General features: G+C 48.0%; 19 protein-coding genes. 5 read left to right on the top strand and 14 right to left on the bottom strand.

The features are described 5' to 3' along the window. The first annotated feature begins 53 nt into the window (after window positions 1–53). Window positions 54–818: a rhomboid family intramembrane serine protease gene (locus HRI97_RS02005; RefSeq protein ID WP_253726263.1), complete on the top strand. Its 765-nt coding sequence runs from the start codon at window positions 54–56 to the stop codon at window positions 816–818. Window positions 819–1,008: 190 nt separating this feature from the next. On the opposite strand, the gene HRI97_RS02000 is transcribed toward HRI97_RS02005, so the two are convergent. The 8 genes from HRI97_RS02000 to HRI97_RS01965 form a co-directional block, all read right to left on the bottom strand. Next, on the bottom strand, window positions 1,009–2,187 hold the full coding sequence (locus tag HRI97_RS02000; RefSeq protein WP_253726262.1) for a phosphoglycerate dehydrogenase: 1,179 nt from the start codon (window positions 2,185–2,187) through the stop codon (window positions 1,009–1,011). Window positions 2,188–2,277: 90 nt separating this feature from the next. Then, entirely contained in the window at window positions 2,278–3,375 is a 1,098-nt protein-coding gene (gene serC / locus HRI97_RS01995) for a 3-phosphoserine/phosphohydroxythreonine transaminase (protein WP_253726261.1), read from the bottom strand. A 198-nt stretch (window positions 3,376–3,573) separates the two neighbouring features. Beyond that, window positions 3,574–4,074 carry a hypothetical protein gene (locus HRI97_RS01990; RefSeq protein ID WP_253726260.1) on the bottom strand — a complete coding sequence of 167 codons (501 nt, stop codon included), beginning with the start codon at window positions 4,072–4,074 and terminating at the stop codon, window positions 3,574–3,576. A 125-nt stretch (window positions 4,075–4,199) separates the two neighbouring features. Further along, window positions 4,200–5,078, bottom strand: coding sequence for an SH3 domain-containing protein (locus tag HRI97_RS01985; RefSeq protein ID WP_253726259.1), 879 nt, complete (start codon window positions 5,076–5,078; stop codon window positions 4,200–4,202). Between the two features lie 100 nt (window positions 5,079–5,178). Continuing rightward, window positions 5,179–6,114, bottom strand: a complete 936-nt coding sequence (locus HRI97_RS01980; RefSeq protein WP_253726258.1) for a hypothetical protein — start codon at window positions 6,112–6,114, stop codon at window positions 5,179–5,181. 138 nt (window positions 6,115–6,252) lie between these two features. Continuing rightward, complete coding sequence (locus HRI97_RS01975; protein ID WP_253726257.1) at window positions 6,253–6,726, bottom strand: hypothetical protein; 474 nt, start codon at window positions 6,724–6,726, stop codon at window positions 6,253–6,255. 31 nt (window positions 6,727–6,757) lie between these two features. Then, window positions 6,758–7,450, bottom strand: a complete 693-nt coding sequence (locus tag HRI97_RS01970) for a Gfo/Idh/MocA family oxidoreductase (protein WP_253726256.1) — start codon at window positions 7,448–7,450, stop codon at window positions 6,758–6,760. Window positions 7,451–7,755: 305 nt separating this feature from the next. Continuing rightward, entirely contained in the window at window positions 7,756–9,333 is a 1,578-nt protein-coding gene (locus tag HRI97_RS01965) for an immunoglobulin-like domain-containing protein (RefSeq protein ID WP_253726255.1), read from the bottom strand. 355 nt (window positions 9,334–9,688) lie between these two features. On the opposite strand from HRI97_RS01965, the gene HRI97_RS01960 reads away from it, so the two are divergent. Continuing rightward, window positions 9,689–12,091 carry a helix-hairpin-helix domain-containing protein gene (locus HRI97_RS01960; RefSeq protein WP_253726254.1) on the top strand — a complete coding sequence of 801 codons (2,403 nt, stop codon included), beginning with the start codon at window positions 9,689–9,691 and terminating at the stop codon, window positions 12,089–12,091. A 58-nt stretch (window positions 12,092–12,149) separates the two neighbouring features. Here the strand turns inward: HRI97_RS01960 and HRI97_RS01955 are convergent, their stop codons facing one another. After that, the gene (locus HRI97_RS01955) at window positions 12,150–13,040 is read right to left on the bottom strand and encodes an Rpn family recombination-promoting nuclease/putative transposase (protein ID WP_253726253.1); all 891 of its coding nucleotides are present in this window, start codon (window positions 13,038–13,040) and stop codon (window positions 12,150–12,152) included. A gap of 348 nt (window positions 13,041–13,388) precedes the next feature. On the opposite strand from HRI97_RS01955, the gene HRI97_RS01950 reads away from it, so the two are divergent. The 3 genes from HRI97_RS01950 to HRI97_RS01940 all read left to right on the top strand — a co-directional run bounded on the left by HRI97_RS01950 (window position 13,389) and on the right by HRI97_RS01940 (window position 17,304). Further along, on the top strand, window positions 13,389–14,246 hold the full coding sequence (locus HRI97_RS01950; protein WP_253726252.1) for a sulfide/dihydroorotate dehydrogenase-like FAD/NAD-binding protein: 858 nt from the start codon (window positions 13,389–13,391) through the stop codon (window positions 14,244–14,246). A gap of 77 nt (window positions 14,247–14,323) precedes the next feature. Beyond that, window positions 14,324–15,841, top strand: coding sequence for an NADPH-dependent glutamate synthase (gene gltA / locus HRI97_RS01945; RefSeq protein ID WP_253726251.1), 1,518 nt, complete (start codon window positions 14,324–14,326; stop codon window positions 15,839–15,841). Between the two features lie 530 nt (window positions 15,842–16,371). Continuing rightward, window positions 16,372–17,304: a GerMN domain-containing protein gene (locus HRI97_RS01940; protein WP_253726250.1), complete on the top strand. Its 933-nt coding sequence runs from the start codon at window positions 16,372–16,374 to the stop codon at window positions 17,302–17,304. A gap of 531 nt (window positions 17,305–17,835) precedes the next feature. Here the strand turns inward: HRI97_RS01940 and HRI97_RS01935 are convergent. The 5 genes from HRI97_RS01935 to HRI97_RS01915 all read right to left on the bottom strand — a co-directional run bounded on the left by HRI97_RS01935 (window position 17,836) and on the right by HRI97_RS01915 (window position 26,579). Then, complete coding sequence (locus tag HRI97_RS01935) at window positions 17,836–18,918, bottom strand: DUF7954 domain-containing protein (RefSeq protein WP_253726249.1); 1,083 nt, start codon at window positions 18,916–18,918, stop codon at window positions 17,836–17,838. 47 nt (window positions 18,919–18,965) lie between these two features. Further along, a complete protein-coding gene (locus HRI97_RS01930) occupies window positions 18,966–20,813 on the bottom strand; it encodes a proline--tRNA ligase (protein ID WP_253726248.1) in 1,848 nt (615 codons plus the stop codon). A 100-nt stretch (window positions 20,814–20,913) separates the two neighbouring features. After that, window positions 20,914–23,289, bottom strand: coding sequence for an adenylate/guanylate cyclase domain-containing protein (locus HRI97_RS01925; RefSeq protein WP_253726247.1), 2,376 nt, complete (start codon window positions 23,287–23,289; stop codon window positions 20,914–20,916). A 719-nt stretch (window positions 23,290–24,008) separates the two neighbouring features. Beyond that, window positions 24,009–24,830 carry an ADP-ribosylglycohydrolase family protein gene (locus HRI97_RS01920; RefSeq protein WP_301338896.1) on the bottom strand — a complete coding sequence of 274 codons (822 nt, stop codon included), beginning with the start codon at window positions 24,828–24,830 and terminating at the stop codon, window positions 24,009–24,011. A gap of 42 nt (window positions 24,831–24,872) precedes the next feature. Beyond that, entirely contained in the window at window positions 24,873–26,579 is a 1,707-nt protein-coding gene (locus HRI97_RS01915) for an AMP-binding protein (protein ID WP_253726245.1), read from the bottom strand. Window positions 26,580–26,623 lie beyond the last annotated feature (44 nt).

Genomic DNA, 26,623 nt, shown 5'->3' with positions numbered 1-26,623 from the left:
CATATACGCAAAAATCGCTTGAGGCGCGGCGTTCGTTTTATTATACTGTCACCATGCAGGAACATACCGAAGTACGCTCGAAAATCCGCGTAACCTACAACGCGCCCGTTACGCTTACCTTTGTCGCCGTCTGTACCCTAATCATGCTGCTCGATACCTATGTATTCGATCGGCACCTTGCGGCGGCACTCTTTATCATACCGGGCGGAAAATACAGCAGTCACCCGTTCGATTGGAGAGCACCGCTCGATTATTTTCGCCTCTTTTCGCATGTGTTCGGACACGCCGATTGGCAGCACCTCATTGCGAATATGTCGCTCGTTTTGCTGCTCGGCCCGATCATCGAAAGCCGCTACGGATCGCGTGTCCTCGCACTCGTCATAACGATAACCGCACTCGTCACCGGCGTCATCAACGCGTGTTTGATCACGCATCCGGAAATGGGTGCAAGCGACGTCGTGTTTATGATGATCATGCTTGCATCGTTCACGTCGTTCGCAAAAAACGAAATACCGCTGTCGTTTATACTCGTGTTTATTTTGTATATCGGCGGGCAGTTTTTTAATTTCGGTACGCTGCAGCATAACGGTATTTCGGTCATCGCTCACATAGCCGGAGGATTATGCGGAAGTCTCTTCGCGTTTTTGCTCACACCGCAAAAATTTCCGGCAGGCGCGCAGAATGAAAATTCCGCAAAGCAAAACGGTTCGGAGAGAGCGCAAAACGCTGCTTCAGAGTCGGCCGGCGAACGCGATGTAAAAATCGGTGCAAAAAAATCGGCATTTAAAAAACATACGAAGGGCAGAAAAAAACGATAGAGAGCCTCTAAAAATTGCAGTCTTTAATTGCAGTTTTCAGAGGTACCTTTAAAAATACTTTTGTATTCGATGCGCCGAAAATCAAACGGGGCGTTGCGGGGTGTCCCCGCTTGAGGGGGCAGCGCGCAACGAAGTGCGCGCGAGGGGGAGACTTCCCCCCCTTAATAATTTTTTTTGCAAAGAAACCGGCTCACCCTGCAATCGCGCGCACGTGCGTGACGTTTTCCATTGCGGAAAGTTTTGCAAGCGTATCGTCGCTCACTTTGTCTTCGACGTCGATGATATTGTAGGCAATGTTGCCGCTGTTTTGGTTTATCATGCCCGCGATATTGAGTGAAGCTTCGCCCAAAATCGTCGAAAACTTCGATACCATGCCGGGAATGTTTTTGTTCGAAATGCAAAGGCGCGTACCGCCCGGAGGGATTTCGTTTTCGGTAACGATTTTCGGAAAGTTGACCGAATTGGTTATAGTGCCGCGTTCGAGAAATTCGCGAAGCTCTGCGACTGCCATGACGGCGCAATTTTCTTCGGCTTCGGGCGTCGATGCGCCGAGGTGCGGAAAACAGATGACTTTCGGATTTGCAAGCAGTTCTTCCGCCGCAAAATCGGTGACGAACATGGAAACCTTTCCGTTCGCAATCGCCTGAAGCATGTCGGCATTGTTGACCAATCCTCCGCGCGCAAAGTTTACGATGCGCACGCCGGTTTTCATCGCGTTCAATCTGTCGGCATTGATAAAGCCTTTCGTGTCGTTTGTCTGCGGCATGTGGATCGTGATGTAATCGGATTTTGAAAGCAGGGCGTCGAGGGTTTCCGCCTGTCTGATGTGCGTGTCGAGCTGCCATGCGTGTTTGACGGAGATAAAGGGATCGTATCCGATAACGGTCATCCCCAAACCGACGGCCGCGTTTGCGACGAGGGCTCCGACGGCACCGAGACCGATGACGCCGAGCGTTTTGCCCTGCAGTTCGGGCCCGACGAATTGGGATTTGCCTTTTTCCGCAAGGTCGGGAATCTCATCGCCTTTGCCCGCAAGACTTTTTACCCACTCGGCGGCGGCGATCGCGGGGCGATTTGCGATGAGCATACCGAGTATGACGAGTTCTTTAACCGCGTTCGCATTCGCGCCGGGCGTATTGAACACGACGATGCCCCGCTCGGTCAACTCCTGCACGGGGATATTGTTGACGCCCGCACCCGCTCGTGCGACGGCTTTTACCGTATCGGGAATCGTCATGCCGTGCATATCTTGAGAGCGCACGAGGATGGCGTCGGGATCGTTGATCGAAGATGCGATTTCGTAATCGTCGCGGGGAAATCGTTCAAGCCCCGCAGAAGATATTTTGTTGAGCGTTTGAATTTTAAACATATTGCCTCTCAATTTTAATAATTATTAATATGGATGCCGCGTTTCGAAAGCCGCATCGAAACGATATGCTTTCGGCGGGCATTCGTCCGCTTAAAAATTTTCAACGGCAAACGTATCCATAAATTCGATAAGACGTTCGACGCCTTCGATCGGCATGGCGTTGTATATGGACGCGCGCATACCGCCGACGGTACGGTGCCCCGCAAGGTTTACGAGCCCCGCTTTCGCCGCTTCGGCTGTGAATTTTTTGTTGATCGCGTCGGCCTTCGCTTCGTCTTTCTCTTTTGTCAAAAACGGCACGTTCATGATCGAACGGCTGTCTTTGTCGGCGGTTGCACGATAGACGGCGCTCGAATCGAGGTAGTCGTACAGGCGCCCGGCCTTTGCATAATTGCGCGCTTTCATGCCTTCCGCGCCGCCGTTTTTTTCTATCCAATGAAGCACTTTACCGACGACGTAGATCGCATAGCACGGCGGCGTATTGTACAAAGAATCTTCATCGGTATGCGTTTTATACGTGAGCATCGTCGGCGTACCTTTTTGCGGAGAATCGGTGATGAGGTCGTCCCTGATAATGACGAGCGTAACGCCCGCAGGCCCGAGATTTTTTTGCGCACCTGCAAAAACGAGACCGAAAGCGCTCACATCGAGCGGCTCGGACAGGATACACGAAGAGATGTCGGCGACGAGCGGAATGCCGCCCGTATCGGGAATGTAATTCCAGTGCGTGCCCTTGATCGTGTTGTTGAGGCAGATATACGCGTAATCGTAATCGCCCGTGATTTTATCGATTTTCGGAATATAGCAAAAATTGCGGTCTTTCGACGACGCGGCGACATCGACGGAAACGTATTTTTTCGCTTCTTTGATCGCTTTACCCGACCACACGCCGGTATCGACGTAGGCCGCTTTGCCCGAACGTATGCCGAGGTTTTGCGGCACCATCGCAAACTGAGTCGAACCGCCGCCCTGCAAAAACACGATTTTGTAGTTGTCGGGCACGCGCATGAGTTTTCTCACCATAGCTTCCGCGTCCTCAACGATCGGCTTGAATACCGACGAACGATGGCTCATCTCCATAACCGACTGCCCCGTGCCTTTGTAGTCGAGCATTTCATCGGCACACTCTTTCAACACTTCTTCCGGCAAACACGACGGTCCCGCCGAAAAATTGTACACACGTCCCATAAGTGACTCCTATAAAAAATTTTGCAGGAAGTTAGAGCCTACGGCTCGTTCTGCAAAGAACCGATTCTACGTGTCCGTTTTCGCGGTCTTCGAATCAACTTCCGAAAAAGTTTTTAGCCGTGCGCATGCTTCGCAACGAACGCGTAAGCGCGAAGTTTCGAACTGCGCACATATTAGATATTCGAGTTTGAAAAATAATTATACACCATGTTTAAATGAATAATACCAGCAATATTTTAATTCGTCGTTTTCAATATAATAAATTCCAATCCCCGTAATACCATAACCAAAATTTGCAAAGGCAAAACAAGAATTATCATAGCTGTTTTTATAATCTTTAAGTTTTTGTTTCACTTCTGTTACGGTGATGGTTTCAACCTTATTATGCTGGCTGTTCGGATCTGAATAGGTTATAAAAGTCGATGAATATGTCAGAACTTTAAGTTTCGGCCTCACATCCCAATTTTTACCGACATTTGTATATTGGTTAATAACGTATTTATTATACGCATTGATCAAATCGTCTTTATTTTTATAAAAAGACATTTTTTGAGTCGATGTAAAATTTCCCTTAAAAGAAATTGAGGACAATATCTCCGGCTCAAATTTTTCCCATCCTTTTTTTTCAGGTTCAAAAAAATTACATGAACTGAAAACCATCATTGGAATCAGTACCGACAAAAATAAAACTCTTTTCATAAAATCCTCCTATGATTTTATTTTTACGGACTTTGCTTATTTAAAGAGCCGTCCGTCTATCATTGTTTTAACCCGCACATTGCATCAGCAACCTGTCGGCTATAATTTTTTTTAGGTGTTCTTTATTATTGATTTCCCCAAGTTTTATTATATTCATGTATAAACTCCTGATTCTCTAACTTAATTCCCATTTTTATAAGATTAGTCCATAAAACAGTAGTATCTTTAATCGGCAAATTTTTTATCATTGATGTAACAAATGAAAAACGTAATGCATTCATTGCCGGTTCATCAAAACTGCTAAATCTCATTTTTTCCATGGCAACATTTCTCCAGAAATTCGAATTTGTGAATGCCGGTAATAATGTAACTTCAGAGCCTTTAATCTCCAATAACAAGGAATCTTCTTTTATATCTAAGATTTTATAAATTTCTTTTTCAACAGGACCTTTATATTCCTCATCGCCATACGATACACTTAACGTTATAGTTTTATTTTTTATTGATACTGAATATTTTCCACTCCCTCCCCTACCCGACTCTAAAAGACCAAAGAAGTATTTTCCTTCGGGAAAAAATCTTCTATACTCTCTATTATCCGAAACCCATGAAAATCTGCTTAAATATCTTTGTAAGTCAGCATCAGACCATTTTTCAGTTGAAAATGGAAATAATTTTTCAGTTAAGTAACCGCCAAATACCCATCCGTATACATTACTTCCCGTATTAATCGTTTCAATAGGAAGGAGAATTTGTACCCAATTAGATTTTATTCCATCTATCTCCGCTTCATTTCCAATTGAAACGACTTTTACAACCATTCTATCAAATAAAGTTCCAATTTTTTTTGAATACAATGAAGCACTATCTCTAACACGCAAACCTTCTGTTGCATTTACATAAAGAATATCAATATTTTTATTTTTGTTAAAATAATCATTACTTTCCCCAAACAATGAACCGGTGATTAATCCAAGCATAACTGCTAAAATAATTTTTTTCATTTTTACTCCTGTACTCGAAGCAGCGGGCAATCCGTATCATTGTTTTAAACCGCAAATTGCCTCAGTAATCTGTCGGCGACGAAAACCGTGTTATACGTTTTTATTTTAATTTTCGTACTAATTCATCGGGAAGTTTTATCATTCCTTTTGATGGTTCATGGATAACTTTGTAAAATTGTTTACCGTCAAACCAATATATCGTATCCGTAATGCTTCCCGGACCTTGTTGATACATATAATTTACCAATCCGATCATTTGCACGATATCATTATTCAAAGTTTCTTTATTAATATTCTTTAGAACTATGCCATATCTGTTCGGAACAGCTACAAAGGCACCGTATTCGGAAAGAGACTTATATTTTTTATTTAAATCGTAAATGGAAGAAGTAACAAAGATGTTTGTATCGGAAAACATTATAGAAACCGAAAAAGTATCCGATATTTTATATGCTTCAAATTCTTCAGTATTGTTTTTAAGCGTATTTTCTTTTGCAATTTTTAAGATTTCTTTTTCACCGATTGACCATTTTTTTATGTATTCATTTGATAAAGCTTTTACTGCACTGGGAAAATCTATAACAACAACACCGATATAATCATCCGTCGAACAATCCGTTATTGAAGATTGTGAAATTTGTTTTTTATAATCAATCGGATATAGGCGAATTCTCAAATATTCTTTAGCCGTTTCTATTTTTTCCAATTTAGGAAGAATTTCTTTTTCTTCCGCTCTTCCTTTTTTGCTTTGAGAAAAATAATCTTTAATTATACTTTTCCATTGTGATTTATCATTTTGTACACAGACACTATATAAATTTGTTAATCCGACTTCCGTACCGACATCAAAATAATCGTTTTTTTCTTTGATAATAAAATACTGTTCATTGAAGTGTTCTTCATAATTTTGTATACGGATTTCTTTTAATTCTTTTTTGACAATATTTACAAAAATAGTATAATCTTCAGCAGATTGAGCAGCTATTGAAAACAAAACAAATAAACACAATATCGCTATGAACAATCTTTTTTTCATTTTTACTCCTGTACCCGAAGCAGCGGGCATCCGTATCATTATTTTAAACCGCACATTGCATCAGCACCTGTCGGCGACGAAAACCGTGTTATACATTCTTTTGCAAATTCTTTTTCATAATTTTGTAAATACACAAACCTACAAACTTTTTGTGTAATCATAAAGATTTCCAATATCGCCGGTAATTTTTTGTTTTATCAGTTCGAAGGGATAAATTACTTCTCCCTTTTTTACGAGTTGCGGAATTAAATCTTTTGTGAAATTCCATTTATAGTGCTTTTTGTTACATAAAATTTCACCATAAAAACTTCCCAGTTTCATAAGTAAATCATTATCAGCAAGTATATCTTCGGTTCTATATATACCCCTTTTTTTCTCAATATAATCGTCAAGTGTTGTGATAGAATTTAGCGTGCCTAATCTCCATTCTTCACCAGTTTGCATAAACTCAACCATTAATTCGGCAGCTTTATCTAAGGCTTGTTGTCTCGGTTTAGATTTTCCACTTCGTTTTTTAACTTTCATAATTTGTCCAAAAATAATCAAATAAAAGAAAATTGCTATAATTGTAAGCGCACTTATTATTATTACGTCATTAAAAAAATCATTCATTTCTTAACCACACAAAATCTATTTAACCGTATTAACAAGCATCGAACGTCGCGTTTCTTTTTACTTCCTCCGCTTCCGGCGCGATTCCCGAAACGCGGGCGGAAAGCGTTCGGAGGAGCGTCACCGGAGATGCGTTTTCCACCCGAGCCGATACGGTCGATCCCAGCACGGCATCGGTATAATTGACGATACCGCGTATGCCGCAAGAGACAAGGCGCGCAGCAAGGGATGCGGCATCTTCGTTTTTCGACGCGAGGATCGCATATTCGATGCGCTCCGAGGCGACGACCGTTTCGATCCGCGATGCCGGATAGAGCGGAAACGCCGATCGGAGGATTTCTGTCCGGTTTACGTTCGGATCGAATCCCGCGACGATTTTATAGCCCGTACCGTCGAATATCGCTTCGTCAAGGAGGGCGGTGCCGAGCCTGCCCAAACCGACAATGCAGCACTTCTTTTCGCTCGACGCGGGAGCGATTTCGAAAAAACGCAAAATCGCATCGCAGAGGCGGCGCACGTCGTAGCCGTTTGAAACGCCGCCGCAAAAACCGATCGACGCTATATCGTGCCTGATGAGCGCGGAACTCCAATGCACGAAAGATGCGAGCTCGACCGACGTAATGCGCGTTTTGTCCGTACGCGAAAGAAATTCCGCCAAGAGCACGAGCCGCCGCTTCGACGGTTCGGAAACGCGCTTTTGCGGCGCGGCAAGCATTTCGTTCATTGCAATCCTCCCGATAGTAACGGATGTCAGGTTTTCCGGTCAAGGAAAAATTCGGCCTTTTCCCCTGATTTGAAGCCGAAAAATCGAAAAAAAACGGAAAATCCGCATTTACTGTGAAATTTTTAACAGTAATTTAAAAAAAAGTAAAGCCAGGCAGCGGTAGAGATAAAGGAAGGCGACGGAAGGATGGGGCAATTCGAAAACGGATATGATGTATGAAAACAAAAAAGCGGGAGCGCACACAATGCCGCCCCCGCTTTCCGCTTTACAGGATATTGTCCGAACGATGCTTTTTATGATCGCATTTAATTCAGATAGCTGCCTTCAAACTTCAATGTGTAAGACCGGGCTGCACCGCCGTCTATGCCTATGTCCGCAGTCATCGTACCGGCGGAGGGAACGGTTATATTCGTTATAACAACGGAAATAGAACCTTCTGAACCGGTGAGCGTTATCGGTGTTCCTTCATTGAACGGAACACCCATACCGGCGGTATAATAAACTTTGTAGTCGTTTTTGGTAAGATACAAATACAACAATATTCCCGAATCGATTTTATAACCATGAAGTTCAATCCTTTTAATCGCTTCGGTGTCATTCTCATAATTATAGCTGCCCTTTTGCTCATACCAGCTTTTGCCGCCGGCATACATCGCTGCTGCGGAAAAAGTATAGGTGCCGTCGGATTGCTTCGTAAGTTCATATCGATAAAACGCGGGAGAAAATTGTGTACTTATCAAAGCTTTTTGCATAAGGAACCCACCTTCAAAAACTGAAATACACGCTTTAAGCTTTGCAGTCTTTTCCGCTTCCGATAATCCGTCGAAATCGGTTTTATTTCCTAAGGCACCGATCACGCTGAGAAATCCAAAGATATCGTCATCTGTAGGGTTTTCTTTACTGCCCGGCATCATCGAATAAAACGTTTTAAAATCTCCGAGCGTAAGCGGATTTTTATTTTTGAGTCTATTCAGTTCGGCTGATCCTTGATTCAGTAAAGATTCAAAATCCTGCTTTGCCATCCACTTTCCGTTCAAGTATAATGCGGTTTTTATAAATACGGCTTTTTTCAATTCCGAATCTACCTCTGAATATCCGTATTTATAACCGGAAGTTATTTCCTTACTAACCTTATCAACTCTGGTGTATATAAATTCCGTACCGGTAAACTCGTATTTATCAATTGAATGGGATGTTTCGGAACTTATCTCTTCGATATGGCTTACGTTCACATCAAATTCTTTTATCGCCGTCGCGCTTTTATATTCCACTTTCGCCGTAAGCTTCACTTTTCTGTCGACAATATCTTTTGTGATGACGCCTTTTTCAGCGCTTCCGTTGTCTTCGATTTTAATAATATTTTCGTCGGCGCTTGTCCATGTTACGACCGCAGCGGCATAACCGTCTACCGTTTTCGGCAGCGTCATATCGCTTGAAACGGAAGACGGGATCGTTAAAGAATCGGCAAAATCTCGTGCCGAAGGCTCGGTATTTTCGGCGCAAACGGTAATCGTAAAAGTTTTTGTTCCGGTCTCACCGTCTTTTACAGCCGTCGCGGTCAGCGTAATGTTTTTATCTTCCGTATCGCGCTTTTTGATTTTACCTATGTCGGTTCCTGCCGTTTCGATATAGCCTTCCGGGATTGCCGCCCATGTAATCGTGACACCCGACACGCTTGTCGTCGTCGGGAGCGTAACTTTGTCCGTCAGTTTAAAAACTTTTTCAGGACTGACCGAAAGTTCTTTGAGCGCTTTTTCAACAGGTGTTTCCTGAGGTGTAATACCTCCGTTTTCGGAACCGCTTCCGATGTTCGAACAGGATATAAGCATAATCGCCGGAACGATAACGCTTAAGCCGATAATTTTTTTGATGAGCCGTTTCATCCGAACCTCCTTTGCGCAGTTTTCAAGCTGCCTTTGTGCGATAAAATAAAAAAAGACGCTTTGCTGCATCCGAAAACGCTGCAAAGCGATCTTTGTATGAGAAAAAAAATAAATACGTGCGCGTCAGTAAATTTTGTGTATATATGGGGGGGGGGGTATAATAAATGCACAAACCCGCTTTGTCAAGCGGCAATTTTCAGCATACGCACGGAACGTGTTTTTCGAAAACGTCAACCCCATGTCGATAATCATATATTAATAATTTATTTTGTCAAGCGATCGGATTTTGTCGTTGCACAATCGTACTTTCCCCTTCCTTGCCACGCACCGTCCTTTTCCGTACAATAGCGCCTATATGGAATTTACTCAAGACACAATGGACGCGCTCGCAATCGACGAAGCGCTCATCGTACAAAAAATCGCGGCGGAAATCGGCATCCGCGAAATGCAGGTGCGCGCCGTCATCGATCTCGTAAACGAAGGCTGCACGGTTCCCTTTATCGCGCGCTATCGAAAAGAAAAGCACGGTTCGCTCGACGAAATGCAGATACGCGACTGCGACCGTCTGTTCAAATCGCATAAAAATCTCGAAGAGCGGCGTCTCGAAATCGCGAGGGGTATTTTTGCTCAAGGGAAGCTCACCGAATCTCTGTACGACGCGGTAATGAGCGCGCTCACGCTTACGGCGCTTGAAGACTTATGGGCGCCGTTTAAAAAGAAAAAGAAAACGCGCGGCATGATCGCGATCGAACGCGGGCTCGAAGCGCTTGCGGATGCGATGCTCACGCTCGACGATACTGCATTCGAAAAAAAGGCGGAAGAATTTATTAAAATAAACGACGACAACCCCGAACTTTCGGTTCCGACTGCAGAGGATGCGATCGCGGGTGCGAAAGACATCATCGCGGAAAGGACGGCTCAGGACAGCGCAAACCGCAAAGCGGTGTACGACCTCTATATGGCGACCGGATCGATCGTTTCAAAAGGTATAGGAGACGAAGAAAAGCAAAAAACGTCGACATATCAAATGTATTGGGATTATACGGAGCCGCTCAATCAGATAAAGCCGCACCGCATTCTCGCGATAAACCGCGGAGAACGGGAAGAAGCGCTCGAAATTACCGTAAACGTGGACGTCGATGCGGCCGTAGATATGCTGCAAAAGCGCCAAACGATCAACAACGCGTATCACGCGGATGCGATCAAAGACGGCGTCGTGAGACTCCTTTCACCGGCTGTCGTGCGCGAAATCCGCAGCGACGAAACGGACAAAGCGGACGAACACGGTATCGGCATATTCAGCGAAAACCTCAGAAACCTTTTGATGACGCAGCCGATCAAAGGCAGCCGCGTGCTCGGCGTCGATCCGGGCATACGAACCGGAACGAAGTGCGCCGCTCTCGACGAAACGGGAAAATATCTCGGAAGCTTTTTAATAAAGCAAGTCGCCGACGTTTCGGGTTCCTACGAAACGCTTAAAGCTGCGATCAAAAAATACGATATTCAAGTCGTCGCCGTCGGAAACGGAACGGGAAGTCCCGAAGTGCGCGAACTCGTAAGCCGCGTCATAAGCGAAAACTATCCCGACGTGCGCTACACGGTCGTAGACGAAAGCGGTGCGTCGGTGTACTCCGCAAGCGACATCGCGCGCGAAGAGTTTCCCGACTTGGATTTGACGATACGCGGAGCGGTGAGCATGGGGCGGCGCCTGCAGGATCCGCTTGCCGAACTCGTCAAAATCGATCCGAAAGCGATCGGCGTCGGACTCTATCAGCACGACGTCAATCAAAAAAAACTTTCCGACATGCTCGACGAAGTGGTCGGTTCCGTCGTAAACAAAGTCGGCGTCAATTTGAATACGGCGAGCAGTTCGCTTTTAAAATACGTTTCGGGCATTACGCCCGCAACGGCGAAAAAGATCGTCGCATACCGCGATGTGAACGGAAAGATTACAAGCCGCGACGATTTGAAAAAAGTGAGCGGCCTCGGTCCGAAAACTTTCGAGCAGTGCGCGGGATTTTTAAAAATTCCCGAAAGCGGAGAGCCGCTCGACAACACGTGGGTGCATCCCGAAAACTACGAAGCGGCGCGCGAGCTTTTTGCCGTCATCAAATCGGGCGGCGAAGTTTCCGGAGAATTGAAAAAGGAACTCGAAGAAAAATACGGCATCGGGGAAACGACGATTTCGGATATCGCAGAAGAATTGAAAAAGCCGAACCGCGATCCGCGCGACGACTACCCCGCTCCGATCATGCAAAAAGGCGTCGTGCAGTTCGAAGATTTGAAGCCGGGTATGAAAGTTACCGGAAAAATCAAAAATGTCGTCGACTTCGGCGCTTTCGTCGACCTCGGTTTGCACGAAACGGGACTCATCCACATCAGCGAGCTTTCGGACAATTTCGTCAAAGAGCCGATGGAAGTCGTCAAAGTCGGCGACGTCAAAGAATTTACAATTCTCGCGCTCGATCCCGACAGAAAACGCATCAGCCTGTCGCTGAAAAGCGACGCCGCCTCTCGCGCGCTCAATCCGACGGAAGCGAAATCCGGCGACAAGGGAAACGGAAAAACACCGCATGAAAAAAAACCGAACGGGGGCGCAAAGAGAGCGATCGTCGTAAAAGCGCTTTCGAAAAATGCGGACGGCACGCGGCAGAAGAACGACGGCAAAAACCGTCAAAGCTCAGGCGCAAAAACGGGCGGCATGCGGAACGACGGTATGACGTACAACCCCTTTGCGGATCTGCTGAAAAATCGCTGAATCGGAGTGTCGGAGCTGTGGAATATCGGCGCAGACAAGACTTCGGGGTACGGAATACTTACAGCTGTTCGACGTCCGCTTTCGTGAGACCGGTTATTTTGCAAATGTCTTCAAGCGGATAGTGCATAGCGAGCATGGTTTTTGCCGTTTCAAGCTTAGCTTGGTATGAGCCTTCGGAAAAACCTTTTACTTCGCCTTGCGCAATGCCTTCCTGCAGAGCGATTTCCCGCTCTTCTTCCCGCTGCACGGCGATGTCCACATCGTAATCGTATTCGGCTATGAGCATATTCATCACCTCCTTCGACTTCCGCTGTAAATACTCCCGCAGGATGTCGTTTCGTATGCACTCTTTGATCGCGTTCTTAAAGCCGTTTTCACTGTCGAGCTTGGTATGTTTCCGCACCGCTTCGATGAACAGCGTATATTCTTTCAGCGGTTTGCACGTATGCAGGATTTTGTTATCTTTATTATAATTGATATTCGTCACGCTGACAACGAGTTCGAGGCTCTGTTTTTCGGGTATCGTCATAAAGGCATCGGAAAGACGGAGGGTCGTGCTTTCAGGGTAATCTTCTTCTCCGTTATAGAACATGTAAAACTCAGGTGTAGGGATTTTTTTCAGGCGCCTGAGATAACGGTCGCGCGGGTTTTGGATGCGCTCATAGAGGCGCGCGGCATACTGCAGAAATCGCAACGGCATATTCGCGTTGATTGTGGATTGATGTTCTGTCAGGGCGATGATTTTGCCGTCTATGAGATAGGCGACGTCGTTCCGAAAAGCCATATACATGACCTGTTCAAGGCGGAGCGCCTTGAGCTCCGTAGGTGCGTCAAGGTGAGTATCGTGGAGCGCGTTGTAGAGTGAGAGAAAGTTCGCTTTTGCATTTTTATCTTCGCCGAAAAAGTCGACGAAAACCGAATCTTTGTACCGACGATTGTGTTTTGTCATAAGACCTTCCTTAAAATGCGGCATTGCAGGAAGTATTAACTTCCGAAGATGCCGCATCCGTGCGCGTAAGCACACATATTTGCTATATAAATCGCGGAAATGTTACGATTTCGGAGTTTTTTCGGAGAAATTTTTGTGACGGTATACAGCCGTACGGCGGACGGGGCGTTGCGGGGTGTCCCCGCCGGAAGGGGCAGCGCGCAACGGAGTGCGCGCGAGGGGAAGGCTTTCCCCCTTAAATCCCGAAAAGATCTTACTCGATAAATAATTTTTAAAAACTTTAATTCGATTTACTTTTTTTCCCCTTTCCTATACAATAACGGATATCTATTCTATCGAAGGTATGCTATGTTCAAAATTCTTGAAAAGAGAGAAATTTCCGCCGGCGTCTACTACATGAAATTCGAAGCTCCCGAAATTGCGCGCAACCGCAAAGCGGGGCAATTCGTCATCGTGCAGCTCGACGAGGATTACGGAGAACGCGTTCCGCTGACGATCGCGGATGCGAATGCGGAAGAAGGCTGGGTCGTGCTCGTCTTTCAGGCGGTCGGAGCGACGACGTATAAACTCGCGCAAAAAAAGACGGGGGATTCCATCGCTGCGGTGCTGGGCCCGCTCGGAAATCCGTCGGTTATCGAAAAGCGCGACGGGCCGGTCGTCGTCGTAGGCGGCGGTTTCGGAGTCGCACCGTGTTATCCGATCGTGCAGGCGCTGAAAGCGGTCGGCAATAAAGTGATTATGATCATCGGCGCGAGAAACAAGGATTTGCTCATCTTCGTCGATGAGATGAAAAAGGTTGCGGACGAAGTTATCGTCATGACCGACGACGGAAGCGCGGGCAGGCAGGGGCTCGTCACGGTGCCGCTCGATGAGCTCTGCAAATCCCAAACGCCGCCTGCGGAAGTCATCGCTATCGGGCCTCCCATCATGATGAAGTTCGCTGCAAAGACGACGGAAAAATACAATATTCCGACGGTGGTGTCGCTCAATACGATTATGATCGACGGTACCGGTATGTGCGGCGGCTGCCGCGTTACGGTCGGCGACGAAACGAAATTCGTGTGCGTCGACGGACCGGATTTCGATGCGCATAAAGTCGATTGGGACAATATGATGATGCGCATGGGCACGTTCAAAACGCAGGAACAGGAAGAGTTCCATAAATGCAAACTGGAAAGCGTGCTCGAGCAAAAAGCGCAAGCATAATTTTAACAGGGCGAAATTGAATCTGATAACTTCCTGCAAAAGTTTTATAGAGGACAATATTACAAAGGACGATAATCATGACGGAATATATTTCAGCAAATGAATTGGAAGCGCAGGCGAAAAAGGAATTCGACGAAATCGAACGGAAGATAAAAACCGCTCCGCTTTCTCCGAAAGACCGCATGGCGATCCCGCTTCAGGAAATGCCGGTCGCGGATCCGAAAAAACGTGCGCACGAAATGGGCGAAGTCGCGCTCGGCTATACGAAAGAGATGGCGATCAACGAAGCGAACCGCTGTCTCCAATGCAAAAACGAACCCTGTGTCGCAGGCTGCCCCGTCGGCATCGCGATTCCGCAGTTCATCGCGGAAATCCAAAAGGGGGACTTCAAATCGGCGATCGACACGATTAAACTGACGAACCTTTTGCCGGCGATCTGCGGCCGCGTGTGCCCGCAGGAAAAGCAGTGTCAACAGGAATGTACGGTCGGAAAGATTCACAAAACGGTCGATAAAGCGGTTTCGATCGGACGGCTCGAACGATTCGTCGCGGATTGGGAACGCACGAACAATAAAACGACGCTGCCGACGGTCGCAAAAGCGACGGGTAAAAAAGTCGCCGTCGTCGGATCTGGGCCTGCAGGGCTCACGGTCGCGGCCGACTGCGCGAGAGCGGGTCACGACGTTACCGTATTCGACGCGTTCCACAAAGCCGGCGGCGTCATGCTTTACGGTATTCCCGAATTCCGTCTTCCGAAAGACATCGTCGCAAAGGAAGTCGACAATCTGAAAAAGATGGGCGTCAAATTCGAAATGAACTTTCTCGTCGGACGCACCGACACACTCGATCAGCTTTTGACGGAAAAGGGCTTCGACGCCGCCTTTATCGGCACGGGCGCGGGACTTCCGAAATTCCTCAATATTCCGGGAGAAAATCTCATCGGCGTATTCAGCGCGAACGAATACCTTTCGCGTGCCAATTTGATGAAAGCGTATATGAAGGGTACTGCCGACACGCCGTATTACGAAGCGAAAAACGTCATCGTCGTGGGCGGCGGAAACGTCGCGATGGACGCCGCGCGCATGGCGCTCCGGCTCGGCGCGGAACACGTCAGCATCGTGTACCGCAGAACGCGCGATGAAATGCCCGCGCGAAAAGAAGAAGTCGGCCACGCGGAAGAAGAGGGCGTCGAATTCCGCTTCCTCGAAAACCCGATCGAAGTGCTCGGCATCGAAAGCGAAGACAGAGCGCTGAACGGCCGCGTGCGCGGCATCAAAGCGCTGCGATACGAACTCGGCGAACCCGACGCATCGGGCAGGCGGAGACCCGTCGCGATTCCCGGAAGCGAACACGAAATCCCGTGCGATGCGGTCATCGTCGCCCTCGGTAACGGCAGCAATCCCCTGCTCGTTCGGACGACGCCCGGCCTCGATGCGGATAAACACGGTCACATCGTCGTCGACGATAAACAGGCTACGAGCAAAACGAAAGTGTGGGCGGGCGGCGACATCGTGCTCGGAGCGGCGACGGTCATCCTCGCCATGGGCGAAGGCAGAAAAGCGGCGGCGAGCATAAACGAATATTTGGCCGGCTGACGAATCACACGAAACGGCAGGGCTGCTGCCGGGAGAACTGCCGTTTCTTTTCATTAGGGAACCTCTAAAAACCGCACTTTTTGGAGGTACCTTTAAAAATGCGATATTTTCAGCGAATATAGTTTCGGTACGGTTGCCCTGCATTCGCCCTAATAGGTTAAAATTCGAGTTTTCTAAAACTCGAATTTTTCCAACCGTTTCGTGCATCAATTGGATGGCAAGTTTTGAAAACGAATAACAGTATACGAAGGCGAGGTTTCGGCTGCGTGCCGAAACGGCTGCAAGCGTACACGATGCGGCGCAACAGCGGGAGACCCGCGTGCGACTTTGTGCGTTCAGCTTGCGGAAGCCTCGCTTAAAAGCACAACCGGAGCGTAAGCGGGGCGTCCGCTGTGAGAGCCGCACTTGTACACGCTTACGGACAATTGTACCGTAGCCGTCCTCGCCGGAAACATAGCGTTATCCGCTGATAGTTTCGAAACTTGACATTCGCCCTAATAGTGCGGGCAAATGCTACCGATACTGTAGATATGGCTGAACGGAATACAAAAAAGAAGAATACGGGATTTGCATTTGCGTGCTGGCTCCTCGTCGCGCTCATTCTGCTCGTATTCTTTTTTGTTAAAAAAGATACCATACTTTCAAATCTGCAAAACACCGATTTTTTCGGCCGCGTGTTCGGAAAGACTCCTGAGTTCGTCCAAAACCACGAACAAAAACAAAATCCGAAAAGCGGTGACGACGCATTTCAAATAGATATTTTACCCGAAGCGAATTCGACAGAGTCGTCCGTCACCGAAAATAACCGGTCGAGCGTTACAAAGCAAAACGAAAACATTGCACAAAAACCGACTTCAATACCCGACGCGCAAAAACCTGCCGATCGGTCGAATGCCGAAAAAAACGGTGAAACAAAACCTGCTGAAAAGCCGAAAACTGACACTCGGGGCACCGAAGCGAAGCCTGCAGAAAAACCGAAAACGGATACACGGCACACCGACAAAACGCAAAGTCCGAAAAGCGCACCCCAGCCTGCGACGACGATAAACGTGCCGCTCTGCTTCGTCGTCATCGGATCCGACGGATCGGTGAGCCGCCAAATCGTAACGCGCAAACTGCCGAAGTCGGATTCTCCGCTCACCGATACGCTGAACTCACTTTTAGCCGGCCCGAGCGCGGAAGAAAGAGCGCGCAACACGATGACGTTGATCCCTTCAGGCACACGGCTTCTCGGTGCTTCGGTAAAAAACGGTATCGCAACGCTCAATTTCAACGAAGCCTTTTCGTTCAACAGCGTCGGCGTGCAGGGCTACCTCGCACAGCTCATGCAGATTGTCTACACGGCGACTTCGTTCAGCACCGTCAACAGCGTGCAGTTTATCATCGAAGGACAGCGCGAAGATTATCTCGGAAGCGAAGGCACGTGGATAGGCTCTCCGCTGTCGCGTTCGAGCTTTCAATAAAATTATTAATCAGCCTGAATGCCGAGTTCTGAAAGCATTTCAAAATAAAAGTATGCTTTCGGCAAGAACCCGTCTGCTTAGCCGCAGTCGAGCTTTTAAGTCAGGCTTCCGTGAGCCTAACGCTCGAAACGGCACGCAGCCGGAACCTTGCCTCCGCATCATTTTATTTGTTTTCGAACTCAGCATGCATTGATGTACGAAACGGTTGGAAAATTTCGAGTTCTGGCAAACTCGAAATTCGGGTTAATCAGCCTGAATGCCGAGTTCTGAAAGCATTTCAAAATAAAAGTATGCTTTCGGCAAGAACCCGTCTGCTTAGCCGCAGTCGAGCTTTTAAGACAGGCTTCCGTGAGCCTAACGCTCGAAACGGCACGCAGCCGGAACCTTGCCTCCGCATCATTTTATTTGTTTTCGAACTCAACATGCATTGATGTACGAAACGGTTGGAAAATTTCGAGTTCTGGCAAACTCGAAATTCGGGTTAATCAGCCTGAATGCCGAATTTCAAAATCGGACATTCAGGCGATACAATCACTGTACGGCGGTATAAGAACCGGCGATGCCCTCGAAATACGATTTGTTCGCCGCGTACGCGTCTTCGAAAACGCTCATCGTAAAAAACGCGTACGAACCGTCGGCTTTTTTTGTCAATTTTCTGACGATGCGCGTCGCCCGTTTTTTTTCGGCATCGTAAAAGACCGCGCCGAGCGTATAGCTTCCCGCAGCGTTCCGCACGGAAGCGCGTCTCCAATCGGCATAAGACGTACCGTTTCCTTCGAGCAGGCGCCGGATCATGAGAGCTTCCGCACGATGCGAAGTTTCCGCAAGTTTCGGAAGAGATGCCATGGAAATGACCGCATCGTTTCCGAGCATCCACATATTGTCCATCTTTTGCACCCAGTCTTCGTCGGCGTCAAGTTTTTGCCCGTCAAACGAGAGCGTCGTTTTTTTTACCGCGGTTTTTTTTCGCGGCGCGGACTTTTTTTTATCCGCGTAGGATTCGGGAAAGCCCGTAAAATTCGAAAACGCCGCATCGCTCGAAGACGCAAGCTTTCCGACGCTTACGACGTCGAAGAGGATCGACATATCGCTTCCCTTTGCGATGCGCGCGACATTGAAAAGCGGAATGAGGTAATCGTATTCGACGACGACATCGCCGCCGAACTGCATAATGTCGTCGGGTACGATCCGCTCGCGTTCACGAACGATGCTGCCGGCTTTGATACGGTGTGCATTCAGCGTATACATCATATCTTCAAGATAATTGACGATTTCGCCGTCGCGCGGAGAACCGGATGCGATCTGCTTTTCGCCGGTAATCTCCATGTGATCGGATGCGGGATCGAGCGTTACAAAAATCGTTACGGAAAGCGGCGCGTCTTTATCCGTTTTCGGCGCATAATAGCGCGCAGCGTACGTCGCTTCGTCGTAGCGGAGAAAGCCGACGTAAGATTTCCGCGTAAAAGTTTTATCTTCGTAATACACGTATTCGCCCGACGCGTCTTCGATGTACGGCGTAAACCCCGGAAGCGCGTTCGCCGCTCTCATACACAAAAAAAGCGCCGCACAGGCGATCGCCTTATAATGATTATTAATTTTTTTTATCGGTTGCATTACGGTCATCCCTCCCCTTTTATACCCTACGGATTTTATATTGAATTTTAAGCATTGAGCGCACTGAGCGCATCCCGCACGATCTTTTCCGCCTGCTTCGCCGCATCGCCGGCGGGAACGAGGGACGCTTCACTCGCCGAGCGTTCTTTTATCTCCACATTCGGAAGATTTTTTTCACCGACGACGATACGCACCGGTATGCCGATCAAATCCATATCGGCGAATTTGACGCCCGGCCGTTCGTTCCTGTCGTCGAGCAGCACTTCGACGCCCGCTTTCATAAGCGCATCGTAAATGCCGTCGGACACTTCTTTCATGCGGCCTTCGTATTTTATCGGCACGATCGCGACGTGGTAAGGCGCGGTGCTCATCGTCCAGATGATGCCTTTATCGTCGTGGTGCTCTTCGATGATCGACGCGAGTGTGCGGTCGACGCCGATGCCGTAGCAGCCCATGAGCGGCGTACACGCTTTGCCGTTTACGTCGAGATATGAAACGTTCATCGCCTTCGTGTATTTTGCGCCGAGCTTAAAGATATGGCCGAGCTCGTTGCCCTTTTTCGTATAGAGCGATTGCCCGCAGACGGCACACGCATCGCCTTCTTTTACGGTACGCACGTCGGCCGTCATAAACGGCGTAAAATCGCGCAGCGGTTCGACGTGCATATTGTCGATGTCTTTTTCGCCGCCGCCGGTTACCGTATCGTGGACGCGAACCTCGTACGAACCGTCGTCCTTTTTTACCATAACGCTTTCGTCCGCAACGAGCGGCACTTTCGTCAATCCGACAGGCCCGACAAATCCGTGCGGCGCACCCGAATACTTTATGACGTCTTCTTCTCCCGCGAGTTCTGCACCGCTCGCTTTAAGCGCGGCTGCAAGTTTCGTTTCGTTTACGTCGAGGTCGCCGCGGATTGCGACTGCAAAAAAACTTTCCGGATAATATTCGTTTCCGCCTTCGTCTTTTTCGCGCTTGAACGCGGCTCCTCCGGGCGCATCCGTCAAATCGAGAGAGGAATTATATACTTTGTAGATGAGCACTTTGATAAACTGCGAAGCGCTCATTTTGAAAAACGTTTCCATCTTGGCAATGGTTTCGACTCCGGGACACGGAACTTTTTCGATCGGTTTGTCTGCCGCAACCTGCACCTTGCCTGCAGCGTCGAGAGCGGTATCGGCTTTGCACGAAGCTTTTTCGACGTTCGCCGCGTAGCCGCACGAAGGACAGAGCACGAGCGTATTGTCGCCGACCGAACTTTCGACCATAAACTCTTCCGACCCGTCTCCGCCCATAGCGCCCGTATCGGCTCTTACGGGAATCACGTTGATGCCCATGCGTTTGAAAATACGGCGGTATGCGCGCGAACATTTTTCATAGCTTTCGTCGAGCGAACGGGCATCCGCATCGAACGAATACGCATCCATCATGATAAATTCGCGGCCGCGCATGACGCCGTAGCGAGGTCTGATTTCGTCGCGGTATTTCGTATTGATTTGATAGATAAAGATCGGCAGCTGTTTATAAGAGGTAAGACCGTCGCGCACGAGAGCCGTAAACGCTTCTTCCGCAGTCGGGCTCACGATCATATCCTGTCCGCCTCTCGTTTTGGCGCGCAGCATTTCCGGTCCCATCGTCTGCCATCTCCCGCTCTCTTTCCACAAATCGCCCGGCTGAATGACCGGCGGTTTTATTTCAAGGATGCCCGCAGCATCGAGCTCTTCGCGGATAATCGTTTCCGCTTTTCGCAGCGCACGCAAACCGAGCGGCATATACGCGTACAATCCGTTTGCCAATTTTCTGATAAGGCCTGCGCGCATCATAAGCTTGTGGCTTTCGATGACGGCATCCGCAGGAGAATCCCGCAGCGTCGAAATAATCGTTTGAGAAGCTTTCATAGCGTTCTATTGTAACGTAAAGCGCGATGCGATTGCAAGCAAACGCAAGGCTTGCAAAATGCAACATCTGCAGCTGTCAAAACGCGATCGCCGGCGATCGCTATTTCCCCGTCATTACAAAAACGCCTTTCCATTCCCGTTTCGGCGGAGATGCCTGATAGCGTTCAATTCTTTTCAAAAATACTTTTGACGGCGCATCGTTGTATTTTTCCACGTTTTCGGAAAAATATTTTTTAGCATAATGCCATTTTCTCTTTCGATAATACGACAAACCGGTTTCGAACGTCCGTTTTAAGTCGATAATTTTATCGGTCGCAGCTTCTTTCGCCTGCAGCACTTCATAAATGCGCACGGGTTTTGTTTTCCCTTTGACCGTTATATAGTCGAGCTCGCGGCACACAAAACCTTTTCCGAGCTTTTCATAAACCGCTCTTGAGATAATCGATTTGGAACCGTATTCCTTATTCGCGCTTTCAAGCCGCGCTGCAAGGTTTACGGTATCTCCGATCGACGTAAAATCTTTGCGAGTTTCCGAACCGACCGAGCCGAATACGACGGAACCGGAATTGATGCCGATACCGACGGCGATAGCGGCCGCCCCTTTTTCCAACGCGAGCTGTTTTTCGCGGTACATCGCTTTTCGGATTTCCATCGCGGCTTTGCAGGCATTGATTTCCTTTTTCGGCCCGGAAAAAAACGCCATTATTTCATCGCCGACGTATTTGTCGACATCACCGCCGTTATCGAAAATAATTTTCGTTTCGATATCGAGATAATGATTTAAAAGCCGTATGACTTCTTTCGGCGGTACTTTTTCACAAAGGCTCGTAAAGCCGCGGATATCGGTAAACAAAAAACACAGTTCCCGCGTCGCGCTCAACCGGCCGGTGTTTTTTTCCGCGTTCTGCACCGTATGAAAGGACACGTAAGGAAGCATACCGCGTACAAGCGCTACGATATTTTTTATTTCGACGGAGAGATTTTTTATCTCGTCGTTCGTATTGACGGTTTCTTCAAAAATCAATTTGCCCGATTCGATCTTTGCATTTCCGGCGAGCATATCGCTGAGGCTGTTCGCCGTTCTTCTGATATTGCCGCAAAGGAAGAGAACGGGATTTACTATAAAGTCCGCAAGGAACAGCGTGACGATTATGGAAACATAGAAAAAAATCACCGAAATCGAAAGGATAAAAACTTTCGCCTGAAAATACGGCCGATTTAGAATTTCTTTCAAATAGGTAACGACCGAAAATCCCACAAGCTTTTGCCCTTCTTTGCGCGAAAAAGTTACGGGGTACACGTAAACGCACGTGTTCTTTCCCGGCTCGCAAATCGGTTTGCCTCTCGTGTTGATATTTTGAAAATGGACGATGTACTGAATGGCTTCCGACGGCAAAATCCTTTTTTCTTCCGCAGGAATCTCATGTATCTCTACGGAAGCCGTCGTATATGAAAAAACGTCGAATTCCGGCAGCTCCGTCGAATAATCGATTTCGTCGAGCAAAATATTCGTTTTAGCGCTCGTCGTAATGATGTCCGCCCGTTGACACGGAAAGGGAGAAGACGCGTTTGTTTTTTTAATGCCTTCGAGAAAAGCGCTTATCTTCGTATGCAGTCCGTCGGAAAAATCGTAAATCGCGGCAACCTGCTCCGCAAGATTTTTACCCGTATTGTCGGCAGTCTGTGAAACAAGAGCTTTATAATTATTCAGATCGGTATAAATAAACGTCGAAAGAATGATAAGGATCGTCAAAAGGATAACGACGGTTATTTTCGTCTTTATGTGCGTTTTGATTTTGATTGTCCTCACCCTATACGCCCATTCTCTCATCGCAGCTTTTACGACGGTAAAATTTTTACCGGTACCGGCTTCGGCCTTACTCCGCCTTTTCAATCTTTCCGCCGCCTTTTTCCGAATGACGGCTTCTTTTTTTTCTTCCGTTTTTAATAATTCTTTATATTCGACATAGGACTCGTTTTGCGCTTTTATGGAAATTATTCCGACGGTGATGAGCCACGAATGCAAAATAAACGCCGAAAAAAACGCAATATATGCGAGCGGACTCAGCGAAGAAAACCAGCGGGCGGTATTCGCAAATAAAATGATTCCGCAAACCGATGCCGCCAAGTAAAACGTCAGAGAAATAAGCAAACACAGATACACGATGAGTTTGGTTATTTCTTTTCGAAAAAACGACAGTACGATGACGATAAACGTTATCGGCAAAAGAAAAAACGAAAGACAGCAAATATAAAAAAAGTTAAAACCTCTCGTTACCGCCCCCGACCGCAATACGGTGAACGGGAAAAGCAGGCGGGAAGTTTGTTCGGGATTGAACAAATCCATACCGGTCATACTGAACGGGAGCAGCATAAGTTCGACCAACACGACGAGGTACAACACGTTTAATGTCAGAGGAGAAGCGGCAATCTTTCTCACACCTTTTTTAATTTTTTCAAACACGATCTTCATCATAGCTATTTGTAATATATAGTATGCTTCGGCATATAAAAAATCAAGAGCACAGGATTGCGAGCAGTGCGCAACAATCCTGTGCGTCTCCAACAAAAGAAAAACGGCTCGGCCGTTTTTCGACTCCCGACTTCCTATAAGATTCCGAGCAGTGCGCGACTTGCAACGAGCGCGGAGCGCGAAGTTCCCCGCGCGACTTGCAACGAGCGCGAAGCGCGAAGTTCCCCGCGCAGGAATTGCCGAGCGTCTCCAATAAAAGAAAAACGGCTCGGCCGTTTTTCGACTCTCGACTTCCTATAAGATTCCGAGCAGTGGCCGTTCGCGCTGCATCCGTGCACCGCTCACTACCGTATTTTTGCATAGCAAAAATACGCAGCCGTTTTGCCAAGATACGACACGGCATCCGTGCCGTGCATTGAACGAGCGCGGAGCGCGAAGTTCCCCGCGCGACTTGCAACGAGCGCGGAGCGCGAAGTTCCCCGCGCAGGAATTGCCGAGCGTCTATCACAAAGCGAGCATAAATGCCGCGCTTTGTGTCCTCATAAGGAATTGCAGTCGGAAGCTGTCCAAAAACTTCAGTTTTTGGACAGCTTCCTTGATTTTATGTGCGACGTTTAAAATTAAGTCATTATAATATAAAGACTTAATTTTAAACTCGACAGGCTGTCGAGAAAGTAACCGACTTTTGAGACAGCCCCCTCCGCGCGGATAAAAGCAAACGCTCAGCGATTTTTTTTCGCATGCGCGATTTTGTCGAATTCTTTCATCACCGCATGCATATCGTCCGGCGTCAGTTCGATACATTTCGCCTTCATGTCTTCGGGGATACCGTAAAACGCTTCGGCCATACTTCCGGCAATAGCGGTAAGCGTATCGCAGTCGCCGCCGAGAGAAACCGCGGTTCTGATAACGTCTTCAAAGTCACACCCTTCCAAAAATGCGGTCATCGCTTCGGGCACGGTTCTTTGACAGGATGCTTCGTAAACATAGAAGGGGCGGATTTCGTCACACGTGCGTGAAAGATCATAGCCGAATTCTTTTTCGACATAGGTTTTGATTTCGGTTTTTGCGTACCCGTTCCGCGAAAGCCAAATCGCCGCTGCAACCGACTCTGCGCCTTTGACTCCTTCGGGATGATCGTGCGTGATCTCGGCGCTCCATGCAGCGACCTGCCGCGTCCGCGAAAGCGTTTTAAAAAGCCAGCCGACCGAAGACACCCGCATCGCCGATCCGTTTCCGAAACTGCCGTACGGTTTCGGGTCGGCACTGTGCAGCCAACGGTAAAATCTTTCACCGTAACCCGCGCTCGGATAGTTTCGTCCCCAGTGCAGCATACTTACCGTCAAAGCCGCTTTCATCGTCCGCTCATCCGCGCGGAGACCCGCCGCCGAAATTCCTTCGCACACGGCGATCGTCATCACGGAATCGTCCGTAAACCGAGGCTCGGCGCAAAACAGCGGAAAATCCTTTGTCTTCGGATTGCCTCCCGCCTCATAAGGCTCGCCGATTATGTCTCCCAAAATCGCCCCGTACACAAAGCGCATCCTTGGAAATTATTAATTTTTCACGGCATAATTTTCGGCGCGCTAAAATTTAAAGTGATTCGTCTTGTCTTTTTTTCCGGACGAAGTCTCTTTATCCTTTTCGCGGATTTCGACACGGCGAATTTTACCGCTGATCGTCTTCGGCAATTCCTTTACGAATTCAACGATGCGCGGGTGCTTATAGCTCGCCGTCTGATGTTTTACGTAATCCTGCAGTTCGAGTTCAAGCGCTTTGCACGGCTCGAAACCGGCATTGAGCACGATCGTCGCTTTGACGAGCTGACCCCGCCGCTTGTCTTCGACGCCCGTCACTGCGCATTCGAGTACCGCCGGATGTTTCATCAGCACGCTTTCGACTTCGAACGGACTGATGCGGTAACCGGAACTTTTAATAATATCGTCGTTGCGCCCGATAAACCACAAATAGCCGTCGCTGTCGTAATACGCGGTATCGCCGGTATGATAGAGTCCGCTGTCGAAGGCCGCAGCCGTCAGAGAAAAATCGCGGTAATAACCGGAAAACAAACCGAAGGGACGCTCTTTGTCGACATGGATGACGATTTCACCGGCTTCTCCCGCTTTACATTTCATGCCGTTCGGCGCGATGATGTCGACGTCGTAACCCGGCGCGGGCTTTCCCATAGAACCGGGCTTCGGTTCCATACCCGGAAAATTGCCGATAATGACGGTCGCTTCCGTCTGCCCGTACGCTTCGAACATTTTAATGCCCGTCTGCTCGTAAAATTTATTGTATACTTCCGCGTTGAGCGCTTCGCCCGCCGTCACGCAATAGCGCAGATTCGACAGGTCGTATTTTTTCAAATCCTGCCGGATAAGATAACGGTACACGGTCGGAGGTGCGCAAAAGGTAGTCACTTTATAATGTGCAATCTTTTGCAGCATTCTGTCCGGCTTAAAGCTCGTCATATCGTACGAAAAGACCGCCGAACCCGCAAGCCACTGACCGTAGAGTTTTCCCCACACCGCTTTCGCCCAGCCCGTTTCGGCTATCGTCAAATGCAAACCGTTGTCCACGACATTTTGCCAATACTTCGCCGTAACGATGTGTCCGAGAGGATATACGAAATTGTGCTGAACCATTTTCGGATAACCCGACGTACCCGACGTAAAATACAGCAGCATGATATCTTCATTGCACGTCGCTTTGTCGCCCGTCGGCCGGTCAAAGCGCGCATCGTATTTTTCAATCTCTTTATGAAAGTTCACCCATACGCCGCGCTCCTTTCCGACGGTTACGAGCGTCTTTACCGACGGAGAAGCTGCAAGCGATTTTTCGATCTCTTCCTGCACTTTCGGTTCGTCGAATGAAATGATCATCTTCACTTCGGCGGCTTTATTGCGGTATTCGATATCTTTTTCGAGCAGCTGATCCGTCGCAGGGATGCCGATCGCGCCGATACGGTGCAGCGCAATGATAAACCACCAAAACTCATACCGCCTGCGCAAGATGAGCATGACGGAATCGCCCTTTCCGATGCCGTACGCCGACAGAAAATTGGCAGTGCGCTTCGACATCTCCGAAATATCGGCGAACGTAAATATATGTTCTTCGTCCGAATCGTCGCACCACACGAGCGCCCGCTTTTGAGGATCTTCGGCCGCATAGCGGTCTACGACATCGTATGCAAAATTAAAATTATCGGGAATTTTAATTTTAAAATTCTTTTTCAAATCTTCATAGGACAGATAGTCCCTGTCGTTTTCAATAAATTCTTTATACAGCACCATATAACAATTCCTCTTCAAGTTAACCCGCACAGTATAATCGATAC

The organism is Treponema socranskii subsp. buccale, from assembly GCF_024181585.1.
GTDB lineage: Bacteria > Spirochaetota > Spirochaetia > Treponematales > Treponemataceae > Treponema_D > Treponema_D buccale.
Note: the sequence above shows the minus strand (reverse complement) of the source record. Positions and strands in the feature narration are given on the sequence as shown.

Bases quoted from the DNA above. Each gene is read 5' to 3' on its own strand.
- HRI97_RS01920 (WP_301338896.1), bottom strand. From the start codon at position 24,830: ATGCGCTTTGTGTACGGGGCGATTTTGGGAGACATAATCGGCGAGCCT.
- HRI97_RS02005 (WP_253726263.1), top strand. From the start codon at position 54: ATGCAGGAACATACCGAAGTACGCTCGAAAATCCGCGTAACCTACAAC.
- HRI97_RS01915 (WP_253726245.1), bottom strand. From the start codon at position 26,579: ATGGTGCTGTATAAAGAATTTATTGAAAACGACAGGGACTATCTGTCC.
- HRI97_RS01975 (WP_253726257.1), bottom strand. From the start codon at position 6,726: ATGAATGATTTTTTTAATGACGTAATAATAATAAGTGCGCTTACAATT.
- HRI97_RS01930 (WP_253726248.1), bottom strand. From the start codon at position 20,813: ATGAAAGCTTCTCAAACGATTATTTCGACGCTGCGGGATTCTCCTGCG.
- HRI97_RS01940 (WP_253726250.1), top strand. From the start codon at position 16,372: ATGGCTGAACGGAATACAAAAAAGAAGAATACGGGATTTGCATTTGCG.
- HRI97_RS01950 (WP_253726252.1), top strand. From the start codon at position 13,389: ATGTTCAAAATTCTTGAAAAGAGAGAAATTTCCGCCGGCGTCTACTAC.
- HRI97_RS01965 (WP_253726255.1), bottom strand. From the start codon at position 9,333: ATGAAACGGCTCATCAAAAAAATTATCGGCTTAAGCGTTATCGTTCCG.
- HRI97_RS01980 (WP_253726258.1), bottom strand. From the start codon at position 6,114: ATGAAAAAAAGATTGTTCATAGCGATATTGTGTTTATTTGTTTTGTTT.
- HRI97_RS01955 (WP_253726253.1), bottom strand. From the start codon at position 13,040: ATGACAAAACACAATCGTCGGTACAAAGATTCGGTTTTCGTCGACTTT.
- serC (WP_253726261.1), bottom strand. From the start codon at position 3,375: ATGGGACGTGTGTACAATTTTTCGGCGGGACCGTCGTGTTTGCCGGAA.
- HRI97_RS01985 (WP_253726259.1), bottom strand. From the start codon at position 5,078: ATGAAAAAAATTATTTTAGCAGTTATGCTTGGATTAATCACCGGTTCA.
- HRI97_RS01960 (WP_253726254.1), top strand. From the start codon at position 9,689: ATGGAATTTACTCAAGACACAATGGACGCGCTCGCAATCGACGAAGCG.
- HRI97_RS01925 (WP_253726247.1), bottom strand. From the start codon at position 23,289: ATGATGAAGATCGTGTTTGAAAAAATTAAAAAAGGTGTGAGAAAGATT.
- HRI97_RS01970 (WP_253726256.1), bottom strand. From the start codon at position 7,450: ATGAACGAAATGCTTGCCGCGCCGCAAAAGCGCGTTTCCGAACCGTCG.
- HRI97_RS01990 (WP_253726260.1), bottom strand. From the start codon at position 4,074: ATGAAAAGAGTTTTATTTTTGTCGGTACTGATTCCAATGATGGTTTTC.
- HRI97_RS02000 (WP_253726262.1), bottom strand. From the start codon at position 2,187: ATGTTTAAAATTCAAACGCTCAACAAAATATCTTCTGCGGGGCTTGAA.
- gltA (WP_253726251.1), top strand. From the start codon at position 14,324: ATGACGGAATATATTTCAGCAAATGAATTGGAAGCGCAGGCGAAAAAG.
- HRI97_RS01935 (WP_253726249.1), bottom strand. From the start codon at position 18,918: ATGCAACCGATAAAAAAAATTAATAATCATTATAAGGCGATCGCCTGT.